The sequence below is a fragment of the Methylobacterium sp. Leaf123 genome (assembly GCF_001423405.1).
Classification (GTDB): Bacteria; Pseudomonadota; Alphaproteobacteria; order Rhizobiales; family Beijerinckiaceae; genus Methylobacterium.
Genome location: NZ_LMNS01000039.1, coordinates 256,541 through 274,750 on the forward strand (window position 1 = coordinate 256,541; position 18,210 = coordinate 274,750).

13 protein-coding genes are annotated in these 18,210 nt (G+C 67.7%); 5 read left to right on the plus strand and 8 right to left on the minus strand.

Going from position 1 to position 18,210, the window contains the following annotated elements:
* Positions 1-187: 187 nt before the first annotated feature.
* Together ASF53_RS23285 and ASF53_RS26080 are read right to left on the minus strand one after the other, a co-directional pair.
* Positions 188-1,333: a COX15/CtaA family protein gene (locus tag ASF53_RS23285; RefSeq protein WP_056204548.1), complete on the minus strand. Its 1,146-nt coding sequence runs from the start codon at positions 1,331-1,333 to the stop codon at positions 188-190.
* Positions 1,334-1,679: 346 nt separating this feature from the next.
* Positions 1,680-2,690: a DUF3800 domain-containing protein gene (locus ASF53_RS26080; RefSeq protein ID WP_156635790.1), complete on the minus strand. Its 1,011-nt coding sequence runs from the start codon at positions 2,688-2,690 to the stop codon at positions 1,680-1,682.
* Between the two features lie 325 nt (positions 2,691-3,015).
* Here ASF53_RS26080 and ASF53_RS23290 point away from each other — a divergent pair, with 325 nt between their 5' ends.
* The gene (locus ASF53_RS23290) at positions 3,016-3,222 is read left to right on the plus strand and encodes a DUF2842 domain-containing protein (RefSeq protein ID WP_009863569.1); all 207 of its coding nucleotides are present in this window, start codon (positions 3,016-3,018) and stop codon (positions 3,220-3,222) included.
* Positions 3,223-3,333: 111 nt separating this feature from the next.
* Positions 3,334-3,771: a hypothetical protein gene (locus ASF53_RS23295; protein ID WP_056204552.1), complete on the plus strand. Its 438-nt coding sequence runs from the start codon at positions 3,334-3,336 to the stop codon at positions 3,769-3,771.
* Between the two features lie 12 nt (positions 3,772-3,783).
* Here the strand turns inward: ASF53_RS23295 and ASF53_RS23300 are convergent, their stop codons facing one another.
* Complete coding sequence (locus tag ASF53_RS23300; protein WP_056204555.1) at positions 3,784-4,836, minus strand: polysaccharide deacetylase family protein; 1,053 nt, start codon at positions 4,834-4,836, stop codon at positions 3,784-3,786.
* Between the two features lie 206 nt (positions 4,837-5,042).
* Here ASF53_RS23300 and ASF53_RS23305 point away from each other — a divergent pair, with 206 nt between their 5' ends.
* Complete coding sequence (locus tag ASF53_RS23305) at positions 5,043-6,242, plus strand: GNAT family N-acetyltransferase (RefSeq protein ID WP_056204556.1); 1,200 nt, start codon at positions 5,043-5,045, stop codon at positions 6,240-6,242.
* Between the two features lie 93 nt (positions 6,243-6,335).
* Here the strand turns inward: ASF53_RS23305 and ASF53_RS23310 are convergent, their stop codons facing one another.
* From ASF53_RS23310 to ASF53_RS23330, 5 genes are all read right to left on the minus strand, one after another.
* A complete protein-coding gene (locus tag ASF53_RS23310) occupies positions 6,336-6,551 on the minus strand; it encodes a hypothetical protein (RefSeq protein WP_056204559.1) in 216 nt (71 codons plus the stop codon).
* A gap of 143 nt (positions 6,552-6,694) precedes the next feature.
* Positions 6,695-10,447 (minus strand): methionine synthase, encoded by a 3,753-nt coding sequence (gene metH / locus ASF53_RS23315; RefSeq protein ID WP_056204562.1) that lies wholly within the window; start codon positions 10,445-10,447, stop codon positions 6,695-6,697.
* A 199-nt stretch (positions 10,448-10,646) separates the two neighbouring features.
* A complete protein-coding gene (gene metF, locus ASF53_RS23320; protein WP_056204566.1) occupies positions 10,647-11,579 on the minus strand; it encodes a methylenetetrahydrofolate reductase [NAD(P)H] in 933 nt (310 codons plus the stop codon).
* Positions 11,580-11,649: 70 nt separating this feature from the next.
* The gene (locus ASF53_RS23325) at positions 11,650-12,678 is read right to left on the minus strand and encodes an ArsR/SmtB family transcription factor (RefSeq protein ID WP_056204576.1); all 1,029 of its coding nucleotides are present in this window, start codon (positions 12,676-12,678) and stop codon (positions 11,650-11,652) included.
* Positions 12,679-12,847: 169 nt separating this feature from the next.
* Complete coding sequence (locus tag ASF53_RS23330) at positions 12,848-14,092, minus strand: patatin-like phospholipase family protein (RefSeq protein ID WP_056204578.1); 1,245 nt, start codon at positions 14,090-14,092, stop codon at positions 12,848-12,850.
* A 331-nt stretch (positions 14,093-14,423) separates the two neighbouring features.
* On the opposite strand from ASF53_RS23330, the gene ispG reads away from it, so the two are divergent.
* Together ispG and ASF53_RS23340 are read left to right on the plus strand one after the other, a co-directional pair.
* The gene (ispG, locus tag ASF53_RS23335; protein WP_056204580.1) at positions 14,424-15,752 is read left to right on the plus strand and encodes a flavodoxin-dependent (E)-4-hydroxy-3-methylbut-2-enyl-diphosphate synthase; all 1,329 of its coding nucleotides are present in this window, start codon (positions 14,424-14,426) and stop codon (positions 15,750-15,752) included.
* A 313-nt stretch (positions 15,753-16,065) separates the two neighbouring features.
* On the plus strand, positions 16,066-18,072 hold the full coding sequence (locus ASF53_RS23340) for a potassium transporter Kup (RefSeq protein WP_056204584.1): 2,007 nt from the start codon (positions 16,066-16,068) through the stop codon (positions 18,070-18,072).
* Positions 18,073-18,210 lie beyond the last annotated feature (138 nt).

Sequence of the window (18,210 nt, forward strand, 5' to 3'; positions counted from 1 at the left end):
AATTGTTGCAACGACGACTGGAACCCACCTTTTGCGCTGCAGGATAGACCGATTTCTATGCTGCATCGCAGTCGGCCAAGGCTCCCGTCCGAGCCTGGGCCAAGCATCGAAGGCAACCGCGGCGGTTTCATGAACCCGCCGCGGCCGCGAGGCAGGTTTCGCGCCAAGCCGGTGATGCAGCGCCGTCTCAGGCGCCGCGGCCGGCGAGCGCCTCCAGCCCGATCGGCACCTCTGCCCCCTTGGGTGCGGAGGCGGCGGACACGCCGAGGCTGAGGCGCGCATGGACGGTCGCCATGATCAGCACCGCCATGGCGAAGACCTGATGCGCGAGCCCGGCCCAGAGCGGCACCTGCAGCAGGAGGGTCGCGATGCCGAGACCCATCTGCGCCAGCGCCAGCGCCGCCACGCCCATCGCCCGGCCCGCCGCGCTGCCCGGCGCCGTCCGGGCGGCCTGGATCGCGTGCGCGATGGCCACCCCCACGACGAGATAGGCGAAGAGGCGGTGGTTGAACTGGACCAGGGCGAGGTTGTCGATGAAGTTCTCGATGAAGGGCACCTTGTCGAACAGCACCCGGGCCGGCGGCACGAGGCTGCCGTCCATGTCCGGCCAGGTGTTGTAGAGGAGGCCCGCCTTCGAGCCGGCGACGAGCCCGCCGAGCCAGATCTGGATCAGCACCAGGGCCGGTAACAGGCAGGCGACGACCCGGACCGGTTCGGGCGCCGGAGCGAGTGCCCGCGGGCGGGTGCCGGCGGCGAGCCAGACGAGGCCGGCGAGGATCAGGCTCGCGGTGGTGAGGTGGAGCGCGAGCTTGAGCGGGGCCACCGCCGTCATGCCGGGCTGGAGGCCCGAGGCCACCATGATCCAGCCGATCGCCCCTTGAAGCCCGCCGAGCAGGCCGAGGCCGAGGAGGCCGGTGAGGAGGCGACGCCCGAGCATGCCGCGGGCCCAGAACCACGCAAACGGCAGGAAGAACACGAGGCCGACGATCCGCCCGAGCAGGCGATGCCCCCATTCCCACCAGTAGAGCGTCTTGAAGCCGTCGAGCCCGATCCCCTGGTTGAGGATGCGGAATTGCGGCGTGTCGCGGTACTTGTCGAACTCCGCTGCCCAGTCGGCGGCGTCGAGCGGCGGGACCACGCCGGTCACGGGCCGCCACTCGGTGATCGAGAGGCCCGAGCCGGTGAGCCGCGTCGCGCCGCCGACGGCGACCATCGCCACGACGAGCACAGCGAGCAAATAGAGCCACGCGCGCACCGCCCCGTGTCCGGGGCGGTAGGAGGCCGCCGGGACGGCGTCGAAGCGGTCGAGGGACGGTTGGGTCGACAGTCTCATGGTCTCGCGCGTCAGGTCCGGCGGCCGGGAACGTTCGGGTGTGGCTTACGGGAAGCAGGACCCCACGCGCAACGCGGCCTATGGCGCAGGCCCGGGGATCGCCTCGAGCGGTTCCCCCTGCTTTACTGCCGGCTTCAGGTGCTGGCTTCCGGGAATGCCTTAGCTTCTTGGGCTGTCGCTACTGCGCACCTCGGTAGAGTCGATGTCCGCTTTGCGACGCTAGCTCACCGTCCGCACGACCGAGTCTGTTGGTGTCGAGTTTTATTAACTCATTGACGCGTATGGATGGAACGCAGTCAAAATTTTAGGGCGAGATATGTTATTTATTAATATGAAACAGAGGGCGCTAGCGCAGCATTGATCGTCCGTGTTTGGCCATTAGATCGAGCTTCGTTCTCAGATCGTCGGGCAGTGCCTTGCAGAGTTTCTTGGAAATAGATATTATCCTTAAGGTCTGCGCAGTTGAATTTTTTCTCCCGTAACGGCGTCGGATCTGGATTCTGCCCAATAGCTGTGCCGCCTCAGGATGATCCAGTTTGCCACTTATTAGGCGCCGTGAATAATTTGCTAGAACATCAATGGCCTGAAGGAGTATGTCTTTCCTCGAGTCTTCGAAAACGACTTTGTTTGTAATGATTTTCCCAATGTCGATGCCTCGTAACTTTTGCCTGGGTTGATCGGGGAACCATTGGTCTTTTTCAATTTCATAACTTTTGTGAAGGTGCGTAAAGTCAAAATCGGGATGTTTAACAAATCCTATTGGCTGGCCCATTGAGCGGGTCTCTAATAATGGCCCTAAAGTATCCTGCCACCACTTCTCCTGTGATGTGATTTTGTTGGGATCTTTTGCGTCAATTTTCCATTCAAAGAGAGCAAGTTCACGAGGGCGGCGCTGTGCGAAGTAATTTGCTGTTTCTTCAACTGCTTGAGATACCAATTCACTGAGGGTCACGCATTGTAGATAAAGCTGAGGCGGCATAACTTCTAAAGTCCGCCGCAATTTCCAGATTTCCTTTACGGCGTCAGGGTGGTGTTCAGGGCCAAGGTGAACAGTGATATTTTCGCATTGTCTGATCTGGTGATGTTTGATTTCCGCAAATGACTCTCCTGCCATATATATGGCGCACGAGTGAAGAAGGGCGTCGTATCGGTATAATATATCAACAAGCGCAGCCAATTGTGAAGCATCGAGCAGGCCGCCTTTGATCTCACCGTTTTGTTTTGGCCAAGATTTTGAACGGAAATTTATTTCTCTACGTACAGGCCCTAGCGCTTTATGAGGCAGGGCTAGGGAGCAAATGACGCCCCATTCGCTTCCCTGAACAAAGGTGCCACTCTCATCAATGAAAAAGTGCATGCGTGTGTTTTAGCAAGCGCAATGGCTGTGCGCCAGCATTGGTGCAGCGAAAGCTGCTTCCATTCAAACCGCGATAACCAAAGCGCTTCGCATTCGAGGTGTTTGAGAGAGTTTCGATGCTCCTCAGGTGTGAAGCGCCCGAAGGCATTCTGGTGGCAGCGTGCCGATCATCAACGGTGTGAGCGCCGGGCTAAGTCGCTCTCACGGCTTCTAACAATTGCCCCGTGACGCCAGCTTGCCGCGTTGCAGCTCGCGAGCAGGACCGGTACGACCCGTTCCGGCGCCCGCCGGGCGGCTCACACCACGACGCGAGAGATCCAGGCCCATGCGCCGCCGCACGCGCACCCTGCTCGGAACCTTCGGGATCCTGGCCTTCGTGATCGTCTACGCGCCGCTCGCCATGGCGCTCGCCGACAGCCGCATCTCGGAAACCCATCCGGCGGTGCAGACGGTGATCTACTCGATCCTCGGCATTGCCTGGATCTTCCCGCTGATGCCGCTGATCCGCTGGATGGATCGGCCGGACGATTGAGGGATTCGGGCACGGCCTGAACGCAGGCGGCCCCTTTTTTCGCCGCACTCCCTGGCGAGAAGGCGAGACGTTCTACGCTCAAGGTTCGTCTCCGAAGGTCGCCCGCCGCCCATGCGCCCCCCCTCGCGCCGTCCCACGCTTTCGTTTCGTTCGCACCTCCTCGCCGCTTCGTTGATGCTCGCCGCGCCGCTCGCGGCCGAAACCGCCGCCGCGCAGGGAACGCCGCGCTCCATGGCGGAATGCGAGCGGCTGAAGAACGATCTGGCCTACAACCAGTGCCTCGCCATGTTCGGCCCGCCCGCCCGGAACGTCGCGAGCGGCGGCTATGTCAGCGGCAACGACGCCTCCAGCACCTCCTCGGTCGCCTCGACCGCGACGATCCCCGGCATCCCCTCGATCGAGGAGCCCGATGTCGAGCCGGCCCGGCGCCGGGGGCGGCGCTCCGGCCGTCGCGGCCGGTCCAGCGCCAGCTTCGATGTCGGCAGCGCCGAGGCCGGTTCGGGGGAGTCGGAATCCGGCTCGTCGCGCTCGCGCCGCCGACGCCGCTGAGGCGGTTTCCCCTCAGCCCACGTTGAGCCGCCGCCCGCGGTTCCAGGCCAGGAACGGCACGCCGGAGAGAAGACTCGCCAAAGCCGCGTCGCTCTGGTGCAGCCCGTTCACCGACACCCGCGGCAGGGCGTGGCCATGGTTCCCGTGTTCCGCGAACAGATGGCCCGGCCGGGTCGTCACCGCGGTGGCGAAGCCGAGCTTCCGTGCCATGTCGAATTCCCGGGTCCCGGCGGAAGTCGGATCACCGACGGGATAAGACAGGTGGCACACGGGGCGGCCCAGCTCCGCCTCGATCCGCGCACGGCTCTGCGCCATCTCCCGCTCCGCGAAGGCGGCGTCGTGCTTGGCGAGCATCGGGTGCGAGAGCGTGTGCGCGCCGATGGTAACGGCCGGGTCGCGGGCGAGGTCGCGCAACTCCCCCCAGCTCAGGCAGAGTTCGCGGGCGAGCCCGCCCGGCTCGAACCCGGCCTCGCAGCACAGGCGCGCGATCTCGTCGAGCAGGACCGGCTCCGGGCCGGCACGCAGGGCGCGATAGGCCGTCTCGAAGGCAGCCGTCTTCTCCGTATCGGTGCGAGCCGGCAGGACGAGGCCGGAGCCGAGCCGCACCGCGTCGAGCCGGGCCACGGCCCGCTCCAGTTCGAGCCACCACAGCCGCCCACGCCCCTCGGCAAAGTCGCTCGTCACGAACAGCGTCCAGGGCGCCCCGTGCCGCGCCAGCACGGCCTGAGCGTGCTCGACATTGTCGCGGTAGCCATCGTCGAAGGTCAGCACCGCGAAAGGGCGCCCGCACTCCGGGGCCGCGAGTCGCTCGGGGACGTGGTCGAGGCCGATCAGGTCGAAGCCGCGGGCGGCGAGCTCCGTCAGCGTCCGGTCGAGAAAGGCGGGGGTGATCGACAGCAGGGCGTTCGGCGCGAAACCCGGCACCGGCTCGGGGCGGACATGGTGGAAGGTGAGGATCACGCCGCGCCCGCGGGTGGCGGGGGCGAGCCAGCGGTCGGCGCCCGTGGCGGTGATCGCCCGAAAGCCGGCGCGGAACAGGCGGTGTCGGGTGCGGGGCGAGAGCATGGCCCGTCTCGGCTCGAAGCACCGGGCGGCCCCGGCATCGCCTGAAGCCTAGCGGCGGACGCGACAAGCTTTCGTTACCCATCCCCGCAGATCGGCTGCCCGCATCAACCGAGGCTTGAGGACGAACCGGGCAGGATCGCCCGGAGGCGGTTCTGCGTGGCCGCCCGTCCTGGCCGTGACGGGCGCCCGCACTGGGGGATGTGAGAATGGCGGCTCTCGCCGAAGATCTGGGGCGCCCCGTGCAGGCGGGGCTACGGGGCCATGGCGGCCTCACCGCAGAGGTGTTTTCCGACCTTGCCGCGGTCGAGGGGCTGTGGCGGGGGCTGGAGGCCGATCCGGCCGTCCTGATGACGCCCTACCAGCGCTTCGATTGGGTGGCGGCCTATCTCGGCGCCGGGATCGATGCCGGTGAGGAAACGCGCATTCTCGTGCTCCGCGACGCGCATGGGCGGGCGCGGGTGCTGCTGCCGCTCACGGTCGGGCGCCGCGGCCCGTTGCGGGTCGCGCGGGTGGTCGGCGACCGGCACGCCAACTTCCACATGCCGCTTTTCGCCTCCCGCGAGGCGGCAGCGATGCCGGGCGAGGATCTGATCGAGGCGCTGGTCCGGGCCGGGCGCGCGGCGGGTATCGACGCCTTCGCCCTGCGCAACCAGCCGCGGGTCTGGGACGGCACCCCGAACCCGTTGGCCGGAGGCGGCTTGTCGGCGCCGAGCGACGCCTACGGCATGCTGCTCGGCCCCGATGCCGAGGCGACCCTGCGCCGGGTGTTCAGCGGCGATGCCCGCAAGAAGCTGCGGGCTAAGGAGCGCAAGCTCGTGGAATTTCTAGGCGCGGTCGAGCACCGTGTCGCCGAGACGCCGGAGGCGGCGGCCGAGATCCAGGCGGCGTTCTACGCGCAGAAGGCCGCGCGCTTCGCCGATCTCGGCGTCACCGACCCTTATGCGGAGGCCGAAATCCGCCGCTTCATCGCCGCTGCGACCGCGCCGGGCGGGGACGGCCGCGCGGCAATCGAGGTTCATGCCCTCGTGGCGAGCGAGAGCGGGCGCATCCTGGCCACCTTCGGCGGCGCGGTGGACGGCGCCCGCTTCTGCGGGATGTGGACGTCCTTCGACACCGACTCCGAACTCGGCCGGTTCAGCCCCGGCGAGATCCTGCTGCACCGGCTCGTCGGCCATCAGGCCGCGCAGGGACGCCGGGCGCTCGACCTCGGCGTCGGCGAGGCGGGCTACAAGGCCAAGACCTGCGACGAGACCATCGAACTCGTGGAGCAGACCGTGCCGGTGAGCCCGGCGAGCCACGCGCTCGTGCTCGCCTCACGGCTCGCGGTGCGGCTCAAGCACCGGATCAAGCGCTCGCCGCGGCTCTGGGCGGCGGCCCAGAACCTGCGTCGGCGGCTGCGGCGCTGAATGTCTCTCACAAAACTCCCGCCGCGCGATCATCGCCCGAACGAGAACGGTCAGAGACCGGGAGTTTCGTGAGGCACTCCGAGCCGAGACGGCTCAGAAGCCGCGGTTGGCGATCGTGGGCAGCGAGGGCTGCGTGTAGGCGCGGTTCACGTCCCGGCGGGTCTGGGTACCGTTGGTGTCGGAGGAGTGGCGGTAATTGCTGGTCTCGAAGGCCGAGGCCAGGCCGGGGCCGCCCGAATCGGTGCTGTTGCAGGCCGACAGCCCGCAGGCGAGGACAGCGGCGGCGAGGACGAGCAGCGTGGAGCGCATCGGGACTTCCTGTCGAAGGCGGGGCGGTCCCGCGGGTCGTGACGGCAGGCGTGCCGCGCGCCGCCGCCCCTCGGCAAGGAAAAAGTCGCGGCGCGGGAGCGTGGCGATGCGATCCCGCGCCAACTGTGACCTATTCGGCGTGACTACTCGGCCGCGGCCTTGAGGTAGCGGGCCGGGTCGTAGTTGAGGATCGGCCCGAGCCAGCGCTCGACCTCGACCACGTCCATGCCCTTGCGCTCAGCGTAATCCTCGACCTGATCCCGCTCCACCTTGGCGACGCCGAAGTAATGCGCGGCGGGATGGGCGAGGTAGAGGCCCGAGACCGAGGAGCCCGGCCACATGGCGTAGGACTCGGTGAGCTTCACGCCGATGCGGCTCTCCGCCTTGAGCAGATCGAACAACTGCACCTTTTCCGTATGGTCGGGCTGGGCCGGGTAGCCCGGCGCGGGCCGGATGCCGTCGTACTTTTCCGAAACCAGCTCCTCGGGGGCGTAAGCCTCGTCCGGCGCGTAGCCCCAGAACTCCTTGCGGACGCGCTCGTGCATCCGCTCGGCGAAGGCCTCGGCGATGCGGTCGGCGAGCGCCTTCACGAGGATCGAGCGGTAATCGTCGTTGGCCCGCTCGAAGCGCTCGGCGATGCGCACCTCCTCCAGGCCCGCCGTCACCACGAAGCCGCCGACATAGTCGGCGATGCCCGTCTCCGAGGGGGCGACGAAGTCGGAGATGCAGGTGTTGGCGCGCCCGTCGCGCTTCGAGAGCTGCTGGCGCAGGCCGTGGAAGGTCGCGAGCGTCTCCTGCCGGCTCTCGCCGGTGAAGAGCCGGATGTCGTCGCCGACGCTGTTGGCCGGCCAGAAGCCGATCACCGCCTTCGGGTTGAACCAGCGCTCCTCCACGATCTGCTTGAGCATCACCTGCGCATCCTCGAACAGGGCGCGGGCCGCCGGGCCCTGCTCGGGATCGTCGAGGATCGCGGGGTAGCGGCCCTTGAACTCGTAGGTCTGCAGGAACGGCGTCCAATCGATGTAGGGGACGAGGTCCGCCACCTCGTAGGAACCGTAAACGCGGGTGCCGGTGAAGCTGGGCTTGGCCGGCTTGTAGGCCGACCAATCGACCTTGAAGGCGTTCGCCCGCGCCTTGGCGAGCGGCAGGCGCTGCTTGTCGGCCTCCGAGCGGCGGTGCGCATCGGCGACCTTGGCGTATTCGGCGCGCACCTTCTCCACGGTGGCCCCGCGGGTCTCCTTCGAGATCAGGCTCGACACCACGCCGACGGCGCGGCTCGCATCCGTCACGTAGACCGCCTGCCCCTTGGCGTAGGCCGGGTGGATCTTCACCGCCGTGTGCACGCGGCTGGTGGTGGCGCCGCCGATCAGCAGCGGCATCTCCATGCCCTCGCGCTCCATCTCGGCGGCCACATGCACCATCTCGTCGAGGGAGGGGGTGATGAGGCCCGACAGGCCGACGATGTCGACGTTCTCGCGCTTGGCGGTCTCGAGGATCTTGGCTGCCGGCACCATCACGCCGAGATCGATGATCTCGTAGTTGTTGCAGGCCAGAACCACGCCGACGATGTTCTTGCCGATGTCGTGGACGTCGCCCTTCACGGTGGCCATCAGCACCTTGCCGGCGGCCTGGCGCTTGCCGTCGCCGCCATTGGCCCGCTTCTCCTCCTCCATGAAGGGTTCGAGATAGGCCACCGCCTGCTTCATCACGCGGGCGGACTTCACGACCTGCGGCAGGAACATTTTTCCTGAGCCGAACAGGTCGCCGACCACGTTCATGCCGGCCATCAGCGGGCCTTCGATGACGTGGAGCGGACGCGCGGCCTCTTTGCGCGCCTCCTCGGTGTCGGCGACGATGTATTCGGTGATGCCGTTGACCAGCGCGTGCTCGATGCGCTTGGCGACGGGCGCCTCGCGCCAAGTCAGGTCGGCGGTCTTGGCCTGGGCCGAGGCGCCGGTCTTGAAGCGCTCGGCGGCCTCCAGCAGGCGCTCGGTCGAGTCCTCGCGCCGGTTGAGGACCACGTCCTCGCACAGCTCGCGCAGTTCAGCCGGGATCTCGTCATAGACGGCCAACTGGCCGGCATTGACGATGCCCATATCCATGCCGGCCTTGATGCAGTGGAACAGGAACACCGCATGCATCGCCTCGCGCACCGGCTCGTTGCCGCGGAAGGCGAAGCTGAGGTTCGAGACGCCGCCGGAGATGTGGGCGTGGGGCAGGGTCTCGCGGATGGTCTTCGTGGCTTCGATGAACGCCACGCCGTAGGGGTTGTGCTCCTCGATCCCCGTCGCCACGGCGAAGATGTTCGGGTCGAAGATGATGTCTTCCGGCGGGAAGCCGACCTGCTCGGTCAGGATCTTGTAGGCCTTGGTGCAGATCTCGACCTTGCGCTCGTAGGAATCGGCCTGACCCTGCTCGTCGAAGGCCATGACGACCACCGCCGCGCCGTAGGAGCGGCAGATCTTGGCAGCCTCGATGAACTTCGCCTCGCCCTCCTTCATGGAGATCGAGTTCACGATCGGCTTGCCCTGGATGCATTTCAGGCCGGCCTCGATCACCTCGAACTTCGAGGAATCGACCATCACCGGCACGCGGGCGATGTCGGGCTCGGCGGCGACGAGGTTGAGGAACTCGACCATCGCCTTCTCGCTGTCGAGCAGGCCCTCATCCATGTTGACGTCGATGACCTGGGCGCCGGCCGCGACCTGATCGCGGGCGACGTCGAGCGCGGCGGCGTAATCGTTGTTGGTGATGAGCTTGCGGAATTTGGCCGAGCCGGTGACGTTGGTGCGCTCGCCCACGTTCACGAAGGGGATCTCCTTCGTCAGGACGAAGGGCTCGAGGCCCGACAGGCGCATCAGGCGCGGGATCTCGGGGATTTCGCGCGGCTTCTTGTCGGCGACCGCTTCCGCGATGGCGCGGATATGGTCCGGCGTCGTGCCGCAGCAGCCGCCGACCATGTTGACGAGGCCGGACGCGGCGAACTCGCCGACGAGCTTGCCCATGGCCTCCGGGCTCTCGTCGTAGAGGCCGAACTCGTTGGGCAGGCCGGCATTCGGATAGGCGCAGACCAGGGTGTCGCAGATGCGCGACAGCTCGGCGATGTGGCCGCGCATTTCCTTCGCGCCGAGCGCGCAGTTGAGGCCGAAGGTCAGCGGGCTCGAATGGCGCAGCGAGTTCCAGAACGCGGCCGGCGTCTGGCCCGAGAGGGTGCGGCCGGACAGATCGGTGATGGTGCCGGAGATCTGGATCGGCAGGCGGATGCCGGTCTCGTCGAAGACCTGCCACGCGGCGGCGATCGCCGCCTTGGCGTTGAGCGTGTCGAAGATCGTCTCGATCAGAATGAGTTCGGCGCCGCCGTCGATGAGGCCGCGCACCTGCTCGACATAGGCCTGCTTCACTTGATCGAACGTCACGGCGCGGTAGCCGGGATTGTTCACGTCCGGCGAGATCGACAGCGTGCGGTTCGTCGGGCCGATGGCGCCGGCGACGAAGCGGCGGCGGCCATCCTGCTCTTCGGCAAGCTTGGCGGCCTCGCGGGCGAGGCGAGCGCCCTCGGCGTTCAGCTCATGGATGATCGATTCCATGCCGTAATCGGCCTGGGCGATCGTGGTGCCGGAAAACGTATTCGTCTCGCAGACGTCGGCGCCCGCGAGGAAGTAGTCGAGGTGGATCTGCCGGATCGCGTCGGGCTGGGTCAGGATCAGGAGGTCGTTGTTGCCCTTCTGATCGTGGCTGTGATCCTTGAAGCGCTCACCCCGGAAATCCTCTTCCGTGTATTTCAGCCGCTGGATCACCGTGCCCATCGCCCCATCGAGGACGAGGATCTTTTCCGAGGCGCGCTGGCGGAGCGCGCGCTCGATCTCGGTGCCGTCGACGGGGGGGAAAGCGGTCATGTCGGACGATCCTGGGATGTTCCGGGACGGCGATGGCCCAAAGCGTCGGCCGCATCAACCCACCTCAGCCTGAGGTGCCGGAGCGAAGCGGAAGCCGCGGAGGCCTCCAGAAAACACGATCATTCCCGAACCCCTCCCGGGCAGCGGCCGCCGCGCGGCCACGCCCCGGGAGGGGTTCGGGAATGGAGCAACGAGGGGTTCAGGCCGCCTTGGCTTCCGGCTTCACCGCCACCTTGGCCGGCGCCTGCGAGCGCAGGCCGAGCAGGTGGCAGATGGCGTAGACGAGGTCCGAGCGGTTCATCGAGTAGAAGTGGAAGTCCTCCACGCCCTCGTCGACGAGATCGAGCACCTGCTCGGCGGCGACCGCGGCGGCGACGAGACGGCGGGTCTCCACGTCGTTCTCCAGGCCCTCGAACCGGGCGGCGAGCCAGTAGGGCACCGAGGCGCCGGTGCGGCGGGCGAAGTTGGCCGCCTGCTTGAAGTTCTGCACCGGCAGGATGCCGGGGAGGATCGGGATGTCGATGCCGGCCGCGCGCACCTTGTCGCGGTAGCGCAGGTAGATCTCGTTATCGAAGAAGAACTGGGTGATCGCCTGATCGGCGCCGGCATCGACCTTGGCCTTCAGGGCGTCGATGTCGGCATCGAGCGAGGCGGCCTCCGGGTGCTTCTCCGGATAGGCCGAGACCGAGACCTTGAAGTCGCCGATCCGCTTGATGCCGGCGACGAGGTCGCAGGTCTGGGCGTAGCCGCCGGGATGGGGCCGGTAGCTGTGGCCGACGCCCTCGGCCGGGTCGCCGCGCAGGGCCACGATGTGGCGCACGCCCGCATCCCAGTAGGACTGCACGACCGAATCGATCTCTTCCTTCGTCGCATCGACGCAGGTGAGGTGGGCGGCCGGCTTCAGGCTCGTCTCGCGCACCATGCGCGCCACGGTGTTGTGGGTGCGCTCGCGGGTGGAGCCGCCGGCACCGTAGGTCACCGAGACGAATTTCGGCTGGAGCGGCGCGAGGCGCTCGATCGAGGACCAGAGAATCTTTTCCATCTCCTCGGTCTTCGGCGGGAAGAACTCGATCGAGACCCGGATCGGGCGGAAGCCGTCGCGGCTGGCGCGGTGTTGGGAGGCGTTGGGCATCTCTTCGTCCCTTCTCCTGGACGTCTGTCGTGGTGTCGGTCGTCGATGGAAGTCGGCCAGGGCCTGAAATTCAGGCCACGGCGCGTTCTAGGGTTGGCGCTTCGATCGCGGCGGCGGTGTCGTGCGCGAGCCAGAGGGTGACGGTGAGCGGGTGCTCGATCCCGTCCTCCGGCGCGAGGTCGCGGCTCTCGACATCGCCCAGGCCCGCCTGGACGAGCCAGCCCGTGATCTGCTCCGCGCTGAAGCCGAGGCGGCGATGGGCTTGGCTTTCGCGCAACTGCTCCAGGGTATGGGGCGCGAAATCGACCACGAGCAGACGCCCGCCCGGCGCGACGAGGCGGGCCGCCTCGCGCAGTGCCCGGGCCGGATCGTCGAGGTAGTGCAGCACCTGATGCAGCACCACGAGATCGAAGCCGCCGCGGCCGAAGGGCGGCGCGTGGAGGTCGCCCTGGCGCAGATCGACCCGCGACAGGCCGAGCCGTTCGAGGTTGGCGCGGGCGACCGAGAGCATGGCATGGCTCGAATCGAGCCCGGTGGCGCGGCCGGCCAGGGGGGCCAGCAGGCCGAGCATCTTGCCGGTGCCGGTGCCGAGATCGATCACGTGACGAATCGGCCGGTCTCCGAGCGCGTCGAGCACCGCCGCCTCGACGGCGGCCTCGGGCACGTGCAGGGAGCGAAGGCCGTCCCATTTGGGCGCGAGCCGGGCGAAGAAGGTCTGCGCCGCCTCGGCCCTCTGCGTCCGCACCGAATCGAGCCGGGCGCGATCTTCGGAGAGCGGCGGCGCGGCGCGTTCCAGCGCCGCGATCAGGGGCTCGACGAAGCCGATGGCGGCCTCGCGCAGGCGGAAGAACGCCCAGGCGCCTTCGCGATGACGCTCGATCAGGCCCGATTCGACGAGGAGCTTGAGATGACGCGAGATACGCGGCTGCGACTGACCGAGGATGTCGGTGAGATCGGAGACCGACAACTCGCCCTCGGCCAGCAGCGCCAGGATGCGCAGACGCGTCTCCTCCGCCGCCGCCCGCAGCACGGCGAGCGCCTCGGCGAAGGGCACCGGGACCGTGGTCGTGCTGTTCGTGGGGTCGCTCTCGCTAGACATAAAGATATCTTTATATCCGTAGGTAGGTGATAGCAAGAGGCAGGAGAGGGCTTGCCGCGCCGCTGTCCGACAGAGGCCATGCTCTGTCACCGTGGCGTGGAGGAAGCCGCCTCATCCATCAGCAAAAGGTCCGAACCGGGACCGATCGGCCGCCCCGCCGGCGACGCCGCTACTGATAGGCCTGCTTGAGGTCGAGGGTGCAGCGCACGCCGACCTCGTCGTAGCCCTCGGCGAGCCAAGCCTTGGCGGCGGCGCGGCCCTTGTCGCGCAAGCGCTCGATCATCCGCCAGCGGGCATCGACGCGCGACGAGGCGGCAAAGCCGTCGAGCGAGTCGGTTCCGTCGATGCGGTGGAGGAAGACCCGTTCCAGACCCGGAACCTGCCCCTGCCCGCCCTCGTCGATCAGGCCGTGCACGAAATCGATCGAGCGCAGCTCCCGCATCAGGTTGGCGTTGAAGGTGATCTCGTTGAGCCGGTCCTGGATGTCGCTGGCCGAGCGCGGCGTCTCGCGGCGCTCCACGGGGTTGATCTGCACGAGCAGGATGTCGCGGGTGCTCGCTTCATGCAGCGGGTACAGGGCCGGATTGCCGAGATAGCCGCCGTCCCAATAGGGCACGCCACCGATCTCCACCGCCTGGAACACCGTCGGCAGGCAGGCCGAGGCCATCAGGTGATCGACCGTCAGGCAATCGCGCCCGAACACGGCGAGCTTGCCGGTCCAGACATTGGTCGCCGAGACGAACACGTTGGCGGTGTCGGCCGCGCGCAGGCGATCGAAATCCACGGTGTGTTCCAGCGCGTCGCGCAGGGGATTGAAGTTGAACGGATTGGTCGCGTAGGGGCCGGGATTGAGCGCCTTCACCCAGGCCTCGAAGAACGGATTGCCCTTCCAGAACTGGAACAGCCCATCGATCAGGCCCTTCTGCGAGGGGCGCAGGTCGGCATCCAGGCTCGCCTCGCGCCAGAACTTCTCCAGGGCCGCGCGGGCCCCGTCGGGGCCGCCCGCCAGCCAGCCATCCACGAGGACGACGGCGTTCATCGCGCCCGCGCTCGCGCCGGTGACCGCCTCGAAGGCGAGGCGCCCGTCCTCGATCAGCGCGTCGAGCACGCCCCAGGTGAAGGCGCCGTGCGAGCCGCCGCCCTGGAGGGCGAGGGAGACCACCTTCTCCGCCCGTGGCCCGGCGAGGCCGCGGAAATTCGGACCCGGCCGGGTCGAATCGGCGATGGGGTCGGGAACGGCGGTGGCCGGATTATGGGCGTCGTCGCGCATTCCGGTCCGCTCCCTTGTATCGACATGCGGCGGGGCATCGGGCCGAGACCCGTCTTCAGGGCCGGACCCGTGTCGGGATGCGTCGCGGTGTGCTTTCGGCTCCGCGCCGTGGCTGGCCTGAAGGTCAGGGCTCGTCGTGTCCATCTTGCCTCGCGTCATTTATTGCAGCGCACTCTAAAATGGTGCAAAGCAGCAAGCGTGCCCGTGCGGTTCTTTGACCCGCGGGCATACGAATGCAAGATATGATAAGGCGCTTTCGTCTGCCGACATCCTTGCATCTGCACGGCATACGCTCGACATCCCGATCCGGATGCGACATGGAAGCGGCCTTGGCGATCGAGGCGCGCCGCGCATCCGCCCGCGCGGGCGCGGCGGCAGGTCGCGGATCGCGCCGGTTTCGGTTAGGATCGCCCCTGCGCCTGCGGGACGTCCCCGGCCGGCACGCGCGGACAACAGTTTGACCCGCGAAGGCACGATGGAAGTCATGGAAGCTCCCGACGCCCTGGCAAACCCGATCGAATCCCGCAGCCCCAGCATGACAGGGCCGGAGATCGCCGGGCCGGCACCGCGCCACCGCACCGTCGGCGTGCAGATCGGCAGCGGCGAAGGCGCCGTCACCGTCGGCGGCGGTGCCCCGATCGTCGTACAGTCGATGACCAACACCGACACGGCCGATATCGACGGCACCGTGGCCCAGGTCGCCCAGCTCGCCCGCGCCGGCTCGGAGCTGGTGCGCATCACCGTCGATCGCGACGAGGCGGCAGCCGCCGTGCCGAAGATCCGCGAGCGGCTCGACCGCATCGGCGTGCATGTGCCGCTGGTGGGCGACTTCCACTATATCGGCCACAAGCTCCTCTCCGACCATCCGGCCTGCGCCGAGGCGCTGGCCAAGTACCGGATCAATCCGGGCAATGTCGGCTTCAAGGAGAAGAAGGACACCCAGTTCTCGACCATCGTCGAGCAGGCGATCAAGTACGGCAAGACGGTCCGCATCGGTGCGAATTGGGGCTCGCTCGACGAGGCTCTGCTGACCCACCTGATGGACGAGAACGCCCGCTCGCCCCGCCCCATCGACGCCCGCGCGGTCATGCGCGAGGCGATGGTGCAGTCGGCGCTGACCTCCGCCGACCGGGCGGTGGAACTCGGCCTGCCCAAGGATCGCATCATCCTCTCGGCCAAGGTCTCGGCGGTGCAGGATCTGATCGCGGTCTACCGCGAGGTGGCGCGCCGCTCCGACTACGCGATCCATCTCGGCCTGACCGAGGCCGGCATGGGCTCGAAGGGCATCGTCGCCGCTTCCGCCGCCATCGGCGTGCTGCTGCAAGAGGGCATCGGCGACACGATCCGCTACTCGCTGACGCCCGAGCCCGGCGGCGACCGGACGGTCGAGGTGAAGGCCGCGCAGGAACTCCTGCAGACCATGGGCTTCCGTACCTTCGTGCCCCTGGTGGCGGCGTGCCCCGGCTGTGGCCGGACGACGTCCACGACCTTCCAGGAATTGGCCCGCGACATCCAGAACTGGATCTCCACCTCCATGCCGGAGTGGAAGAAGACCTATCCGGGCGTGGAAGGCCTCAACGTTGCGGTGATGGGCTGCATCGTGAACGGTCCCGGCGAGTCGAAGCATGCCGATATCGGCATCTCGCTGCCCGGCACCGGCGAGAGCCCGAGCGCCCCGGTCTTCATCGACGGCAAGAAGGCGATGACCCTGCGCGGCGCCACGCTGGCCAAGGACTTCGAGACGATCGTGGTCGATTACATCGAGCGCCGCTTCGGCCAGGGCAAGCGCGACGCGGCCGAGTGAGCCCCGCGGGTGGGCCGGCTCCCGAAACCTTCGCGGTGAGGGAAGCGGCCCGCCCTTCATTGTCCGAGACGGCCCGCCCTGTCGGCGGACCGCCTCCTCTGCCCTCCGCCCCGCCTCGCACCCGCCGTGATGTCCGGCTCGAGCCGCGCGAACCGGGCGGTTGTCCTGTGCCGCGAGACGGCGTGCGGTGGTATGGCCGCCTCAGGGGCGCCGCGGTGACCGGCGCGCATCGATCCGCATCTCCGACGCATTCCCTTCATGCGACTCCGGCACACCCGGCCGGACGACGCGCGAGCCCAGGCACGCCTGCCCGATGACCCAGCCCGACAGCCCCCATACCGCCGGATCCATCCCGCCGGACGGCCCCGTGGCCGCGCCCGCGGGCGGGCCGGCGCCCGGCGAGGGAGGACCGGTCGCGGCCTCGGCGGGCGCGGTCGACGCGTCCCCGGAGGAAGCGCACGGCCACGCCAAGACCGGCTTCTGGGCCCTCACGGTCGGCTCCGTCGGCGTCGTCTACGGGGATATCGGCACGAGCCCGCTCTATGCCTTCCGCGAGGCGCTCGCGCCCTCGCGCAGCGACGGCATCCTGCTGGCCGAGGAGGTGATCGGCACCGCCTCGCTCATCATCTGGGCGCTGCTCCTGATCGTGACGATCAAGTACGTCGCGATCCTGCTGCGCATGGACAATAACGGCGAGGGCGGCATCCTCTCGCTGATGGCCCAGGCCCGCCACGCGCTCGGCGGCTCCAAGATCGTGTTCATGCTGGGCCTGCTCGGCGCCTCGCTGTTCTACGGCGATTCCGTCATCACCCCGGCGATCTCGGTGCTCTCGGCGGTGGAGGGCCTGAAGCTCGTCACGCCCGCCTTCGAAGATTACGTGTTGCCGATCACGGTGGCGATCATCCTCGGCCTGTTCGCGGTGCAGAGCCACGGCACGGCGCGGGTCGCGACCTTCTTCGGGCCGGCCATGGTGGTGTGGTTCCTGGCCATGGCCGCCGCCGCCCTGCCGCACATCGCCGGCAATCCCGGCGTGCTGGCCGCCTTCAATCCCTGGTACGCCGTGCATTACCTCCTCGGCCACGGCACCGGCGCGCTGGTGGCGCTCGGCGCGGTATTCCTGGCGGTGACCGGGGCGGAGGCCCTGTTCGCCGATCTCGGCCATTTCGGGCGCCGCCCGATCCAGGTGGCGTGGCTCGGCCTCGTCGCCCCCTGCCTCGTCCTGAACTATCTCGGCCAGACCGCCCTCGTGCTGGCCAAGCCCGAGACCACCGATCCGTTCTACCAGCTCGTGCCGGAATGGGGCCTGATCCCCATGGTGCTGCTGGCCACCCTCGCCACCGTCACGGCGAGCCAGGCGGTCATCACCGGCGCGTTCTCGCTGTCGCGGCAGGCGATCCAGCTCGGCATGCTGCCGCGCATGGAAATCCGCCACACCTCCGAGGCACATTCGGGCCAGATCTACCTGCCGCAGATCAACACCCTGCTCGCCCTCGGCGTGGTGATCTTGGCGATCTCCTTCCGCTCCTCCTCGGCGCTCGCCTCCGCCTACGGCATTGCCGTGACGGGTACGATGCTGCTTACCGCCTCCATGGCCTATGTGGTGCTGTGGAAGGTCGTGCGCCTCTCGCCGCTCGTCTCGGCGGCGATCATCATGCCGTTCATCGTGCTCGAGTCGCTGTTCCTGCTCTCGAACCTGCTGAAGCTGCACGAGGGCGGCTACGTGCCCCTGATGCTCGCGGGCGGCCTGATGCTGATGATGTGGACCTGGGTGCGGGGCGTCACGATCCTGTTCAACAAGACCCGCAAGACCGACGTGCCGTTGGTCGAACTCGTCGGCATGCTGGAGAAGAGCACCTCCTACCAGCGGGTGAAGGGCACCGCGGTCTTCCTCACCAGCGATCCCGAGATCGCCCCGGCCGCACTCCTGCACAACATGAAGCACAACAAGGTGATCCACGAGAAGAACGTGGTGCTCACCGTCGAGACCATGGACCGGCCCCGCGCCACGAAAGGAGAGCGGGTGCGCATCGAGCCCGTGGGCTTCGGCTTCTACCGGGTGGTGATGCGCTTCGGCTACATGGAGACGCCCAACATCCCGCGCACCCTGACGCTGCTCAAGCCCCAGGGCTTCAAGTTCGACATCATGTCGACCTCGTTCTTCCTGTCGCGCCGTTCGATCCGCCCGGCCGCCCATTCCGGCATGCCGCTGTGGCAGGATCGGATCTTCATCACGCTGGCCAAGAACGCCAACGACGCCACGGACTTCTTCCAGATCCCGACCGGCCGCGTCGTCGAGGTCGGCACGCAAGTCACCGTGTAGCATCCGGCCCCCGCCGCGCGGCGGAGCCGCCAAACGATCGTTCTCCCCAAAGACGACACCCGATGGGTGTGCGGAGATCCTGTGGCCGGCTCGCTACAGGACGGTCATTTGCGCGCGACTGTCTTGCGCGTCCCCGTG